15 protein-coding genes are annotated in these 13,964 nt (G+C 56.6%); 9 read left to right on the top strand and 6 right to left on the bottom strand.

All coding sequences use genetic code 11. The annotated features are described in order from the left end of the window. The first annotated feature begins 107 nt into the window (after positions 1-107). A complete protein-coding gene (gene alaC, locus C1N56_RS05760) occupies positions 108-1,343 on the top strand; it encodes an alanine transaminase (protein ID WP_058758368.1) in 1,236 nt (411 codons plus the stop codon). A 42-nt stretch (positions 1,344-1,385) separates the two neighbouring features. Here the strand turns inward: alaC and ypdK are convergent, their stop codons facing one another. The 3 genes from ypdK to C1N56_RS05775 all read right to left on the bottom strand — a co-directional run bounded on the left by ypdK (position 1,386) and on the right by C1N56_RS05775 (position 4,295). After that, a complete protein-coding gene (gene ypdK / locus C1N56_RS05765; protein ID WP_006120362.1) occupies positions 1,386-1,457 on the bottom strand; it encodes a membrane protein YpdK in 72 nt (23 codons plus the stop codon). 202 nt (positions 1,458-1,659) lie between these two features. Beyond that, entirely contained in the window at positions 1,660-2,688 is a 1,029-nt protein-coding gene (locus tag C1N56_RS05770; RefSeq protein WP_021509100.1) for an HlyD family secretion protein, read from the bottom strand. Positions 2,689-2,693: 5 nt separating this feature from the next. Continuing rightward, positions 2,694-4,295 carry an MFS transporter gene (locus C1N56_RS05775; RefSeq protein ID WP_152390599.1) on the bottom strand — a complete coding sequence of 534 codons (1,602 nt, stop codon included), beginning with the start codon at positions 4,293-4,295 and terminating at the stop codon, positions 2,694-2,696. Between the two features lie 149 nt (positions 4,296-4,444). Here C1N56_RS05775 and C1N56_RS05780 point away from each other — a divergent pair, with 149 nt between their 5' ends. The 4 genes from C1N56_RS05780 (at position 4,445) to C1N56_RS05795 (ending at position 7,040) form a co-directional block, all read left to right on the top strand. Further along, on the top strand, positions 4,445-5,230 hold the full coding sequence (locus tag C1N56_RS05780; protein ID WP_058776553.1) for an IclR family transcriptional regulator: 786 nt from the start codon (positions 4,445-4,447) through the stop codon (positions 5,228-5,230). Positions 5,231-5,237: 7 nt separating this feature from the next. After that, complete coding sequence (locus C1N56_RS05785; protein WP_394517221.1) at positions 5,238-5,690, top strand: universal stress protein; 453 nt, start codon at positions 5,238-5,240, stop codon at positions 5,688-5,690. Between the two features lie 9 nt (positions 5,691-5,699). After that, positions 5,700-6,503, top strand: a complete 804-nt coding sequence (locus C1N56_RS05790; RefSeq protein WP_348879140.1) for a hypothetical protein — start codon at positions 5,700-5,702, stop codon at positions 6,501-6,503. Between the two features lie 255 nt (positions 6,504-6,758). Then, entirely contained in the window at positions 6,759-7,040 is a 282-nt protein-coding gene (locus tag C1N56_RS05795; protein WP_021509105.1) for a membrane lipoprotein lipid attachment site-containing protein, read from the top strand. Between the two features lie 73 nt (positions 7,041-7,113). Here C1N56_RS05795 and C1N56_RS05800 read toward each other — a convergent pair whose 3' ends face one another. Then, entirely contained in the window at positions 7,114-7,266 is a 153-nt protein-coding gene (locus C1N56_RS05800; RefSeq protein WP_166711810.1) for a hypothetical protein, read from the bottom strand. Between the two features lie 282 nt (positions 7,267-7,548). Further along, entirely contained in the window at positions 7,549-8,766 is a 1,218-nt protein-coding gene (locus tag C1N56_RS05805) for an L-lactate MFS transporter (RefSeq protein ID WP_394517222.1), read from the bottom strand. Positions 8,767-9,046: 280 nt separating this feature from the next. Here C1N56_RS05805 and C1N56_RS05810 point away from each other — a divergent pair, with 280 nt between their 5' ends. Next, positions 9,047-9,286 carry a hypothetical protein gene (locus C1N56_RS05810; protein ID WP_021313687.1) on the top strand — a complete coding sequence of 80 codons (240 nt, stop codon included), beginning with the start codon at positions 9,047-9,049 and terminating at the stop codon, positions 9,284-9,286. Between the two features lie 36 nt (positions 9,287-9,322). Here C1N56_RS05810 and C1N56_RS05815 read toward each other — a convergent pair whose 3' ends face one another. After that, the gene (locus tag C1N56_RS05815; protein WP_394517223.1) at positions 9,323-10,222 is read right to left on the bottom strand and encodes a DMT family transporter; all 900 of its coding nucleotides are present in this window, start codon (positions 10,220-10,222) and stop codon (positions 9,323-9,325) included. A 182-nt stretch (positions 10,223-10,404) separates the two neighbouring features. Between C1N56_RS05815 and C1N56_RS05820 the strand changes: the two genes are divergently transcribed. From C1N56_RS05820 to tssC, 3 genes are all read left to right on the top strand, one after another. Then, entirely contained in the window at positions 10,405-11,268 is an 864-nt protein-coding gene (locus C1N56_RS05820; protein WP_021509109.1) for a helix-turn-helix domain-containing protein, read from the top strand. 613 nt (positions 11,269-11,881) lie between these two features. Further along, the gene (gene tssB, locus C1N56_RS05825; RefSeq protein WP_159378588.1) at positions 11,882-12,379 is read left to right on the top strand and encodes a type VI secretion system contractile sheath small subunit; all 498 of its coding nucleotides are present in this window, start codon (positions 11,882-11,884) and stop codon (positions 12,377-12,379) included. 33 nt (positions 12,380-12,412) lie between these two features. Further along, positions 12,413-13,960, top strand: a complete 1,548-nt coding sequence (gene tssC, locus C1N56_RS05830) for a type VI secretion system contractile sheath large subunit (protein ID WP_394517224.1) — start codon at positions 12,413-12,415, stop codon at positions 13,958-13,960. Positions 13,961-13,964: the final 4 nt, after the last annotated feature.

Below are 13,964 nucleotides of genomic sequence, written 5' to 3' on the forward strand. Positions count from 1 at the left end.
TCCCCCCTCGACAATATTGTTATCAGCGCGTTATGTTCTTGTTTCGGTCACGGCAGTGACCAGCGTCGCTCGGACGGTCCGGGCGCTAACGTAATCCAGAGGACATCATGGCTGATAACAGCACACCCCGTCGTTTCTCGCGTATTGAACGTCTGCCCCCCTATGTATTTAACATCACGGCTGAATTGAAGATGGCTGCGCGCCGGCGCGGCGAAGACATCATCGATTTCTCCATGGGCAACCCGGATGGCGCGACACCGCCGCACATCGTGGAAAAGCTCTGTCAGGTGGCACAGCGTGAAGACACGCACGGCTACTCTACCTCCAAAGGGATTCCGCGCCTGCGTCGCGCCATTTCGCGCTGGTACGCCGAGCGTTACCAGGTGGATATCGATCCGGAATCCGAAGCTATCGTTACCATCGGCTCGAAAGAGGGCCTGGCGCACCTGATGCTGGCGACGCTCGATCACGGTGACACCGTGCTGGTGCCCAATCCCAGCTACCCGATTCACATCTACGGTGCGGTGATCGCCGGCGCGCAGGTGCGCTCGGTGCCGCTGGTCGCGGGCGTCGATTTCTTCAATGAACTGGAACGCGCCATCCGCGAAAGTTACCCGAAACCGAAGATGATGATCCTCGGCTTCCCGTCCAACCCGACATCGCAGTGCGTGGAGCTGGACTTCTTCGAGCGCGTCATCGCGCTGGCGAAGCAGTACAACGTGCTGGTCATCCACGATCTGGCCTACGCCGACATCACCTATGATGGCTGGAAAGCGCCGTCGATTATGCAGGTGCCGGGCGCGCGCGATGTGGCGGTGGAATTCTTTACCCTGTCAAAAAGCTACAACATGGCGGGCTGGCGCATCGGCTTTATGGTCGGCAACAAAGAGCTGGTGGCGGCACTGGCACGCATCAAAAGCTATCACGACTACGGCACCTTCACACCGCTGCAGGTGGCGGCGATTGCGGCACTGGAGGGCGATCAGCAGTGCGTGCGTGATATCGCCGAGCAGTATAAACGCCGGCGCGATGTACTGGTGAAGGGGCTGCATGAGGCAGGCTGGATGGTCGATCTGCCGAAAGCGTCCATGTACGTCTGGGCGAAAATCCCCGACCATTACGCGCATTTAGGCTCGCTCGAATTCGCCAAGCTGCTGCTGCAGGAGGCGAAAGTGTGCGTCTCGCCGGGCATTGGCTTTGGTGATTACGGCGATACCCACGTGCGTTTTGCCCTGATTGAAAACAGCGATCGTATTCGTCAGGCGGTGCGTGGCATTAAAGCGATGTTCCGCGCCGACGGTATTTTGCCGGGAACGGTAAAAGCGGTGGAAGAAGCAGAGTAACTACAAATCGGGGCGACTGAGCGGTCGCCCCGGCTGGCGTCTTTACAGCATCAGCACGAAGGTGCCGACCCAAAGTAAGACGAAGAAAGAGATTCCCATCAAGGCGTATTTCACAAAACAACTCCTCTGAGCGGTTACAATGATGGCGATCCCAAACCAGCGTAACCCGAACAGAATAAGAGAAAGGTGGAGTTCATCATCGCTACACGCTTTCTACTCAGGTCGCTTCGGGCTGCCCCGAAACAGGATCGAGCGCTAATTTACGCGGAATCGATCCGAAAATAAATAGGTCACTTCTGAGAAGTTGCTCACATTTTCATCGGGTCTCAATCTGCGGAATCGCCGACATGCCGACACGTAATTGCGCCAGATCGCTCTGATGCGGATCCAGCACAATTTTCACCGGCAAACGCTGAACCACTTTAGTGTAGTTGCCGGTGGCGTTATCGGGGGCAATCGCGGAAAACGTGGCGCCGGTAGCGGGCGCAATACTGTCAACGTGACCGGTGAAGGTCTTGCCGGGCAATGCATCAATCTTCACTACCACTTTCTGGCCCGGGCGCACATCCGCCAGCTGCGTCTCCAGATAATTGGCGGTGATGTAAGTCTGCTGTAGCGGCACCACGGCCAGCAGACGCGTACCCGCGCTGACCCAGGCTCCCACGCGCACCGAACGCTGACCCACCATGCCATCCACCGGCGCAATAATACGCGTATAAGAGAGATTCAACCCGGCCTGGTCGACGCTGGCCTGCGCCGCCGCGACATCAGCTTCCGCCTGACGCAGCGCGGCCTCAAGCACCTTCACCTGCTGTTCGGCCGCCGCCAGCGCCGCTGCGCTCTGGCGCACCGTGGCGGCGGCGGAACGCTGGGTTGAGCTGGCTTTCTGCTGATCGTCAGCGGCTATGGTGCCGCTCTTGTACAGCTGGTTGTAGCGCGCCGCGCTCTGTCCGGCATACTGCGCCGATGCCTGACTGGCGGCCAGCGTGGCGCGGGCCTCGGCAATGGTGGACTGCTGCTGGTCGAGCTGCGCCTGCGCGCTCAGCCGTTTGGCGTCGCTGACCTGCAGATTAGCCCGCGCGGTCTCCAGCGCCACGCGATAGTCGCGGTCGTCGAGCGTCGCCAGCACGTCACCAGCCCGCACGCGCTGGTTATCCTGCACGTTGACGTGGGCGATATAGCCGGACACCTTCGGGGCCACCAGCGTGTAGTCGGCATTCACCCAGGCATCATCAGTGCGATGGTCGTTGCCGGTCATGGCTGACCACAGCCAGAACGCCATCGCCAGCAAAACCAGCAGCAGGGCGCTCAGCAGGATTGTTCGTTTCATAGCAAAAGCGTGCATAACAGTTATTCCGGAGTTTTGGTAACAGGTTGAACCAGGGTTTGCGGTGGCCAGACGCGTTTCGCCAGGCACAGCGTCAGCACTAACAGCCCGACAGCGAAAGCGATCAGCATCAGATACGCATCGCTCAGGCTCAGCACCATCGCCTGATGCTTCAGCAGGGTGGCGAAGCCGCTGAGATTGGCCGCGCTGCTGGCGCTGCCGTCGGCCAACAGCGGCAGGCTGCTGCTGGCCTGCTGGCTATCCGCTGCGGTCATCAGCCAACTGCGACTGGCAGCCTGATCGACCAGCACGCTGGAGTGAAACTGCTCGCGATGGCTGATAAACCACTCCACCAGCGTGCTGGCAGCGATGCTGGCAAAGCCGCGTACGGTATTGAACATGGCGGAGGCGAACGGTCCTTCCGGCGGCGCGACCACGCTGGTGGCGCTCATCAGCACCGGCAGAATCACCATCGGCTGACCAAACGCCTGCAAGATCTGCATCAGCCAGAAGTTTTGCCGCGCCCAGTCGGTGGTGATCTGCATGCCGAGCAGGCAGGCGGTCGCCAGCAGCAGCACACCGGCGATCAGCACCCAGCGGCAGTCAATCCAGCGGATATTCAGCAGGCTGGCGACCAGCGGTGCAATCAGCAACTGCGGCAGGCCGATGGTCAACGCCAGCGGCGCGAACTGCAGCGTGCGAAACCCCTCCACCTGACCAAAATAGGCCGACGGCAGCGCCGAACCGGACAGCGCCAGAATCAGTACACCCGCCAGCGCCAGCAAACCGTGCGACAAATTACGCCGGCGCAGCATCTGCAACTTAAACAGCGGCAGCGGGTGAAACCATTCATTAATAAAGAACACAATCAGCAACGCCAGCGCGCAGAATAATAGGGCGACAAACAGCGGCGAGCTGAGCCAGTCGAGACGCTCACCCTGCGTCAGCGCCAGAATCAGCAGCGCCATGCCCGAGCAGCCGCTCAGCATGCCGAACAGGTCAATCTGTTTAAATCGCTCAGTGCGCAGCGGATCCTGCGGCAGACCCCAGCCGATCAGCAGCATGGCGATCAGCATGGCCGGCACCACCTGCCAGAACACAAACATCCAGTTGACGTCATCGGTCCAGAACGCCGCCAGCGACGCCGCCAGATTCGGGCCAAACGTGGCGGTGAGGGCGTAAGCACTCAGCCCATAAAGTTTGATCGGCGGTGGCAGAAAGCGCAGCGCCACCGTCATCAGCAGCGGCGGCAGGGCGCCGCCAAACAGTCCCTGCACCACGCGCAGCGCAATAAACAGCGGAGCCGTGGGCATAAAGGGCAGCAGGACACCGCACACCATGAAACCGGCCGACACCGCCAGCGCGAAGCGGCGCAGCGAAAAGGTGACGGCGAACCACGGCGCAATCATCATCGCGGCGACTTCCGCTGCCTGATAGGCCGAAATAATCCAGCTGCCGTCATCGTAGCTAATGCCGACTGCGGCACGAATATCGGCCAGCGCGATGTCGGTAACGCGATCGTTTAATCCGGAGGTCAGCGCGGCGATCAGCACCCCCACCAGCCCCAGCGCGAGGCGCAGGGTAAAAGGATGCGGTGCCGGTGCCGCGACGGGCTGGGCATTCATAGCAGGTGTCTCGTTATTAGTTGATGCAGTGTATTGCGATGTGATACAGCTCGCATCTTACATTTCGATATGGTGTATTGCAATGTGATACAGGGTGTAAAAGTGCGATCGTTCGCGCTAAAGTAGGGCAGGCCAAAAAGGAACGTATCATGGTAGAACCTCCCTCAAGCCGTGAGGATGAAAAAGCGGGTGGCATTCAGGTCATTGCGCGTGCGGCAAAAATTTTAAATGCGCTCGGTGAGCATCCGGGCGGCATGAGTCTGGGTGAAATTGCGCAGGTGGTCGATCTGCCGCGCTCGACGGTGCAGCGCATCGTGGCGGCGCTGGATAGCGCACAGCTGGTGCGCAGCGGCGGGGCAGGCGGGCTGCGCCTCGGTCCGGCGTTGCTGAAGCTGATCTCCAGCGTGCACAGTGACGTGGTGGAAATTGTCCGGCCGTTCCTCGAACAACTCTCGGCGGAAATCAATGAAACGGTATCGCTGGCGCGAGCCAGCGGAACGCAGCTGGCGATTGTCCATTACGTGGTGGCCACGCGTGAGCTGCGCGTGGTGCCCCACATCGGCCTGAATCTGCCGCTCTACAGTACGTCCGGTGGCCGGGCGCTGCTGGCGCTGGAGAGCGACGAAGATGTGCGGGTGATGGTCGGTGAAGCCTATGCGGAACTGACGGAAATGACGGTAAAAACGCTGCCGCAGTTGCTGACGCTGATTGCGGAGGTGCGCGCCAGCGGACTGGCTATCGATCGCGGCGAAACGCTGGAGGGCATTTCCACCATGGCGGTCGCGATTGATACGCTGTTCGGGCGCTTCTCGATCTCACTGCTGGTGCCGACGGCACGTTTTCACCGCCAGGAAACGCATTACCGGACAGCGCTGATAAAGTGTAAAGAGGCGCTGATTCGCGAAATTGGCAAAATAACTGCTGCGGAAGGATAACCGACTGATGAAAACCTTGCTGATGGCCATCGATAACTCACCGGTGGCGGAAAAAGTGATCGCCCTGACCATTGAACAGGCGCTGGCGCAACAGGCGCAGGTCACCGTGCTGTGCTGTGTCGATCCGGCTTATTCGTCGTGCAATCAGCCGATTGAGATCGACGCCGGGGAAGATCCGGACGATTTTGTCGTGGCGCAGGATGAACAAAACACGGCTGAAATGGTGGTACGCCATGCGCTGTCACCGCTGCTGCGCGCTGGCATTGACGCACGCGGGCTGATTCTGGCCGGTGAAGCGGCGGAAACCATTGTGGCGCAGTCTGAGGCGTTGCACGCCAGTATGATTATAATGGGCCGTCGTCACCTGTCGCCGCTCAACCGCCTGCTGAAAGGCTCGGTAAGCGCAACAGTGATTGAACGCGCCAGCTGTCCGGTTTTAATTGACGTTCGCAAGGATTAATGTCGCTCCATGTTCTCGCTTTTCCCGCTCACGCTGGCCGCTTTTGTGGTGCTGGCGATCATCATCGTGATACTGCTGCGCACCACCGCGCTGCGCGTCTGGCAGGGTGTCCTGCTGTTTTTGCTGCCTGTGCTGCTGGCCAATCTGCTGTGGTTTAGCTGGCTGCATCCGCGTCAGGAGCGCGAGGCGCTGGCGGCGCAGGTGGCTACCCAACTGAGCGACGCGCCGGGTTATCGCGTGCTGAAAGTGCAGGAGCCGGCGCTGTGGCAACTGCTGAATCGTGAGCTGCAGCACAAGCTGGCAGAGGGCGTACCTGCGGAGCAGGCGCTGGGCGATATGCGCGGCTGGCTGATGGATTTGGTGAATCAGCGCATGGCGCGCGCCAGCGATGCGGCAATCATCAACTACATCCGCGTTTCGGTGCAGGAGATGCAGGCGCTGCAGCAGCAGGATACGCAGCGCTGCTTCCGTTTCCTCTATCCGCAGGTCAGCGGTGGCGTCAATCTGCAACAGGTGCTGTCGCCGGAGCTTAATCAGCGTGATGGTGAAGCGCTCGAGACACTGCTGCAAAACAGTACCGGCGATGAGCTGGCGGTGGATCAGCCTCAGGCGCAGCGCGATCTGCAGCGTGTGGTGGAAAAACTGTATGGCAAGTGGGGCGATAAGCTGCAGCAGCTGAATATGCCGGCGGATACGGCGGTGGATCGCGGCACGATGTGCGCGATGTCGATTGATCTTTACAGCGGAATTCTCGCATTGCCGGACAAACAAGCGGCCAATCTTTTGCGTAAGATGGTCAGCCTTACCGGATAACGGGCGAAAAAAAAGCCCGCTCAGCACGGGCATAAAGGTCACTTTCAGTATGTCTTTTTGTGGGTATCACCTGGTGTGGTGCAGACTTCGTTTTGTCTGAAGTCATTTTCTCACTGCTGATGTGATAAGGAAAACCGTTTGGTTTTATTGATTTGATTGGCGAAAGCTTTGCATTAATCGGACATTTCGCGTCTTTTTCCTATAGAGGCGTGTGGCGTTGCCTTTTACACTGCAACGTCTGATGAGGACACCCTAATGAATAAAATGCTTATTAGCGCGTTAGCGCTTTTTATGCTGGCCGGTTGTAGTGTCAGCAAACCCGGGGGTTTTGAGCGCGTGGATGAAGATGCCCGTTCAAATACCGTACAGTATCGTTACGATCCACAGAAGCTGGATAAAGATGCGCTGGAACTTGATCTGGCGAATTACTGTAACCAGCGCGGCTTCGATAAAGTCGAATCGCTTCCGGCGCAGGACAGCAATTTGCCTGGCCTGAAGAAAGTCTGGTATCAATGTAATTACGCGGTGAAAAGCTAAAAAATAAGGGCGGGATTGATTCCCGCCCTTTCTTTATTCATTTTTTATTATGTGCTGTGTGTGCTTTGCCCAATTACCAGTGACGATAGCCGCCATGGCCGTGATGCCAGCCGCCGCCGTGCCCGTGGCCCCAGCCGGGACCGCGTCCATGGTCGTGCTCGATAATACACCCGCTTAGCATGGTCATAATCGCCACCACCGAAGCGACTTTTATTAACTTCTTCATGGAGAGTCCTCCTCTTTTCCAATGAGGCCAGATTAACCGGGAAAAGTGGAGTGAAGATGCAGTGAATGTAGAGTTATTTCCGTAATTATTACCAGATATGTCAATTAAAAGCTAAAAGTGACAGGGCGGGAAATAAACCAATCGGAATAAGCTGAATAGCGCCTGATAATAACCCGATTACTCTGAAATGCAAGGTTAAATAACAGTCATTCTCAACGCGTGATCAATTCTGTGGTTATCAGTAAAAAGCCTGCCGTGCATTTACACGGCAGGGTGGGTGAATTAATTATGCAGTACCGGCGCGACCAGGTTTTGACGATTTGGCAGACGGATACTGAGCGACAGCACCAGCGAGATCACCAGCAGCGTCATAATCAGACTGAAGGTCACGGTGAAGCCGCCGAACACCGAAGCTACCAGCGAGCCAAGCACGCTACCGATGCCGAAGCCGAGATAGATCAGGCCGTAGTTTTTGGTCAGGTTGTTGAGGCCGAAGAAATCGCTGACCAGTGACGGGAAGACGGTGATGGTGCCGCCAAAGCTGAATGCCACGCAGGCCAGCGACAGGAAGAAGGTGGTTTCATTCATGTGGGTGAATAGCAGGATGCTCATACCGCTCAGCGAAACCAGCTGTGCCAGCGAAATGACCCGGATGCGCGCCATTTTGTCCGACAGCACGCCGAGAATCAGTCGTCCGCTCAGGTTGGCAATGGCAATTATCGTCACCGCATTGGCCGCCGTTTGCGTGCTCAGATGCACCAGGCCTTCACCAATGTCTTTCGCGACACCAATCACATACAAACCACTCATGCAGGCCGTCAGGAACATCAGCGCCAGCATCCAGTACTGCGGCAGGCGCACCGACTGCGCCAGCGTAAACTCCTGTGCCGCCTGCTGCTGACGTGAGCCGGCCTGCTGTAGCGGCGCATCGCGCATCATCAGGGCACCGGCAATAATCATCGTCATCGCCAGCACGCCCCAAATCATAAAGGTATTTTCCAGCCCCTGACTGCTGAGCAGCGCGCCGCAGATAAATTTAAAGCCGAGGCTGCCGAGGCCGTAAGCGCCGATTGAACAGGCCGAAATCAGCCCTTTGCGCTCGGGAAACCACTTCACGCAGTTAGAGAGCGTCATCAGATAGCCCGCGCCATCGGCCAGCCCGACCAGAATGCCGGCGCTCAGGTACAGCATCATCAGGTTGTCAGCATGGGCGGTCAGCCAGAAGCCAATCGCCATCAGAATGCCTGCACCGATAGTGACATTACGCACGCCAAAGCGCTCCTGCAGCTTGCCGGCCAGCGAGGAGGCAATCGCCAGGCCAAGACTGAGCAGACCAAAGGAAAAAGCCACCTGGCTGACTGGCGCATCCAGTTTCTGCGCCAGCTGGCCGTTAAACAGGCTCCAGGTATAAACCGAGCCGAGCGCGAACTGGGTAATGATGGTGCCTGCGAGGGTAAGGATACGGACACGCTGATGATTAGGGGTAACGGCTGTTGTCATTTTTCTCTCTCCCATCCGGGAATACGGAATCTGCAGCGATAATAAGCCTCACGCGGGCGCGGGTGGCACGGACGGGCGTGAACGGAGCGGGAGACGGAATGAAATGCTGTGAAAACGGTATGAATGGCATTGCGCCTTTGCTTAAGCGCAGCGCGGATGTCGTCACATGAACAGGCATTGCGACAGGTGAGCATGTGTAACAAGGTGTTTTAAGCGCAGCATCTGCGCGGCAAAATGCAGGAACTTTGCCAGGCTTATAGTTCATTCAACAGGAGGAAATATGAAAGACCGGGCATATGAATCCGTATCCAGCGGGGATGAGGTTTGCTGCATCATCGGTCAGGCGGTTATCGAGTTAAGCGATGAACAGCAGCCTGTGACCAGGTCCACCCTGTCGCTGAAATTACTGGCGATGGCCGACCGCGACAGAGATGATGAACGCGTTCTGCTTTACTGGATTGCCAGAAAAGCCATTAACCAACCTCACCAGCTCAACATCGGCGTCGGGGGCTGGCGCTAGAGGAGTGACAGAGCGGGCGCCATGCCCGCTCTTGCTTCACGCCAGACGTAACCGGCGATGAGCCGGCCAGCGCACGAACATCACCATATTCCCTGCCAGAATCATCACCAGCCCGACGATAGCATTGCTATGCCACTGATAGCCTTCATACAGCGTCGAAAGCGTCAGCGCCACCAGTGGAAACAGCAGGGTGCTGTAAGCCGCCTGGCTGGCACCGATGCGCCCCACCAGCGTGAAGTAGGCACCAAAGCCCAGCACCGAGCCAAACAAAGCCAGATAGCTCATTGCCCCCAGCCACTGCAGATTGAGTGCCGGTGCCAGCGCGTCGCCATTCAACAGCGCCAGCACGGCCATGATCAGCGCACCGTACAGCATGGCGTAGCTGTTGGTGGTCAGCACGTCGCGCTGACGACGTTGATGGCGGGTAGAAATCATATTGCCAAAGGAGAAACCGAGCGTGCCCAGCGCGCTCAGCCCCACGCCCCACAGCAGCTGCGGCGCAACATGGGCTGACTGAATATCCTGCCAGAATAGCGCAACAATCCCGCCGAGGCCCAGCGCGGCGGCGGGCAGCAGGCGGAAAGGTGGACGCTGGCGGAAAAAGATCCAGCTGTTGAGCGCGTTATACAGCACCGCCATCGAAAAAATCACCGACTCCAGTCCGGTGCTGATCATCGCTGCCGCGTGGTAAAAGCAGACAAAATTGAAACCGAATACGCAGCCGCCCTGTAACAGACAAAACAGGTGGTCACGCGCATCCAGCGTACGCAGACGTTTCAACAGCCGGAGAAGCACCAGCATGGTCAACGAGGCGAACAGGAAGCGCCAGAATACCGCCACCAGTACCGGCGTATCGGCGGCCTGCTGCTGCAGAAAAATCGCAATCCAGGTGGTGCCCCAAATCAGCACCACCGCGAGGTATAACATCAGGTTCATCAGAAACTCTCCGGCGGAATCAGGCTCGCAGTGTGCCTGAGCGACAGGAGCGCGGCTTGCATGACTTTGCGCAGCACTTGCAAATTCTTGCGCTTTTTCCCGCCTGGTCCGGCATTGGCCTGTTTTCTGTCCGGTCAGTTGCGTAAACTACAGGACATCAATCCAGAGAGCGATGTCAGACCATGCCGGAATATCAGACGTTTACTATGCTTCAGCGTCACAAAGCGCAGCTGCGCGATAGCGTGCAGCTGAGCGGCGGCATTCGGCTGGCGGCATGGTTCAACAGTGGCGATCGCGTGACCAACCTCAGCGATCACCATACGCTTAGCCTGTACGTTGCCGATGGTTACGACACCTGGCACAAAACACCGCACGGCTGGCGCAACGGCGGCGCGCCGGATCGCTTTTGCCTGATGCCGTCTGGCACCGAGTCGACCTGGGATCTGCGCGCGGATTTATCCTTCGTGCACCTTTATTGCACCGATGCGCATTTGCGTCACCTCGGTGAGCAGGTGTGGGATCGCAGCCCGGCGCAGCTTAACCTGCATGAGAAGATTTTTGCCGACGATGATCGCATCACCCAGCTGTATCGCCATTTTCTGCTGAGCTCCGACTGGCAGCAGCCGGCTAACCAGCTGATGCTGAGCAGCGCCTCAACACTGCTGATGACCCATCTGCTGCAGCGCTACAGTCAGGTACAGTGGCAGCTGCCGCAGGTGCGCGGCGGACTGGCACCGGTGGTATTGCGCCGCGTGCTGGCGCTGATCGATACGCAGCTGGATCAGCCGTTAACGCTGGCCCAACTGGCGGCAGAGGCGGCGCTCAGCGAATACCATTTTGCACGTATGTTCCGCAGCAGCACCGGCGAAGCGCCGCACCAGTATGTGATGCGCCGCCGTATGGAAGCCGCGCAGCAACTGCTGCAATTCAGCGCGCTGTCGCTCACCGAGATTGCCCTGCGCTGCGGTTTCCACTCCTCCAGCCATTTCAGCAACCGCTTCCGTCAGCTGCACGGCATGGCACCCTCGGCATGGCGTCAGCGCTGACGGGACAGTTGGAATGAAGTTTGTGAGGAAGAGATTACTGAATTAGCAGCGGCGCGATTGATCGCGTACGTCATTATTGCATGAACCACGCTATCCTGATTGATCCCTCTGGTCGCACCCGAACGTTATTTATACGAAATTTCCCGCATGGGTGATGATTTATACGATTACGTTGAACGGATGTAGCACGGGGCTTAGTTGCGCTCTGTTTTACCTGAAATCTTTACTTCATCTCATTACCCTCCTGTATGAAATTCCGCACTGCTGCTATCCGCAATTTTTATCTTTTTATGTCATTTCTTTCTTGATGGTGTGATGGTTTTGGGCGGATTTTTTATTTTGACCTGAATCAACAAATTTACGCTTTGTTAATATTAATCCACATCTTTATTTTTTATTGGCATTAATGTGTGGCCTTTAATGTCTTTGCCAGTTTTTTTAGCTGGTTTCAGGTGACAATGATCTGCCTTTTTTAGTGTTAATGGCTTGCGTGCGTAACTTTTTCAGCTTAAAGATCTGTTCATTTGCTTTTTTGTCGATCATTGCTCTGCTGTTACCTCTAAAGTAGTATGGCGCGAAAAATGTGCGCTGAGATAAACAGAGGGGTGATGAAATGGCAGATAGTTTCCAGAATGAAGTGCCAAAGGCACGTATTAACTTAAAACTTGACCTGCATACCGGGGGCGCAAGCAAGAAAACCGAGCTTCCGCTGAAATTACTGGTGGCAGGCGACTTCAGTCATGGTCAGGCGACCGCACCATTATCAGAGCGAGCCAAGGTTAATCTGAACAAAAATAATTTTGACGCAGTGCTTTCCGAATATTCGCCAAAAGTTACGGTTGCCGTTAAAAATACGCTGGTCGATGACGGCAGCGAAGACAGCATCAGTCTGACTTTCCAGAGCATGAAAGATTTCTCTCCGGAACAGGTCTCCCGGCAAATACCTCAGCTGAAGGCCATGCTTTCCATGCGTAATTTACTGCGTGATTTAAAAGCCAACCTGCTGGATAACCAGGCCTTCCGAAAAGAGCTGGAAAAAATTCTGCTGGACCCGGCGTTAAGCGCAGAACTGCGCGCTGAGCTCTCAACTCTGGCACCAAAACAGCCATAACCATCACGATGATTTAACGGATTAATAAGGAAGATGCTGATGTCTGTAAATAATGAGAATGCGACGGGTGGCGAGAGCGTGGTGCTGGAACGTCCGGCAACCGATGGGGTTTATGCCACCCTGTTTGAAAAAATCAATCTTAACCCGGTTTCTGAGCTGAGCGCGCTGGATATCTGGCAGGATGCGCAGGCGATGTCGGATGCAACGGCGGATGAGCGTTTAACCGCCGGCATGCAGGTATTTCTGGAATGCCTGAAAAAATCAGGCGCAAAAGTTGAAAAACTCGACAAAAACCTGATTGACCATCATATCGCCGCGCTGGATCACCAGATCAGTCGTCAGCTGGATGCGGTCATGCACAGCGAAGAGTTCCAGGCAGTGGAGAGCCTGTGGCGCGGCGTGAAATCGCTGGTTGATAAAACCGATTTCCGCCAGAACGTGAAAGTCGAACTGCTGGATATGTCTAAAGAAGACCTGCGTCAGGACTTCGAGGACAGCCCGGAAATTATCCAGAGCGGTCTGTATAAACACACCTACATTGATGAGTATGACACACCAGGCGGCGAGCCGATTGCGGCGCTGATTTCCGCTTATGAGTTTGATGCGTCTGCGCAGGATGTTGCCCTGCTGCGCAATATTTCAAAAGTGTCTGCTGCGGCGCATATGCCGTTTATCGGATCTGCCTGCCCGCAATTCTTCCTCAAGGATTCAATGGAAGACGTAGCTGCCATCAAAGATATCGGTAACTATTTTGACCGCGCTGAATACATCAAGTGGAAATCCTTCCGCGAGACGGACGATTCGCGCTACATCGGTCTGGTGATGCCACGTGTGCTGGGTCGCCTGCCGTATGGCCCGGACACCGTACCGGTGCGCAGCTTCAACTACGTTGAAGAAGTCAAAGGCCCGGATCACGACAAATACCTGTGGACCAACGCCTCGTTTGCCTTCGCATCCAACATGGTGCGCAGCTTTATTAACAATGGCTGGTGTGTGCAAATCCGTGGTCCACAGGCCGGTGGTGCGGTGCAGGATCTGCCAATTCATTTGTACGATCTGGGCACCGGTAATCAGGTGAAGATCCCGAGTGAGGTAATGATCCCGGAAACCCGCGAATTTGAGTTCGCCAATCTCGGTTTCATTCCGCTGTCTTACTACAAAAACCGCGACTACAGCTGCTTCTTCTCAGCCAACTCCACCCAGAAACCCGCGCTGTATGACACTGCGGATGCCACCGCCAACAGCCGCATTAACGCCCGTCTGCCGTATATCTTCCTGCTGTCGCGTATCGCGCATTATCTGAAGCTGATTCAGCGTGAAAACATCGGCACCACCAAGGATCGGCGTCTGCTGGAACTGGAGTTAAACACCTGGGTGCGCAGTCTGGTGACCGAAATGACCGATCCGGGCGATGAACTGCAGGCTTCTCACCCGCTGCGTGACGCGAAGGTGGTAGTGGAAGATATCGACGACAACCCGGGTTTCTTCCGCGTCAGGCTGTACGCCATCCCACACTTCCAGGTAGAGGGCATGGACGTCAACCTGTCACTGGTTTCCCAGATGCCGAAGGCGAAATCGTAAGCGA

Source organism: Pantoea sp. SGAir0175, assembly GCF_043547855.1.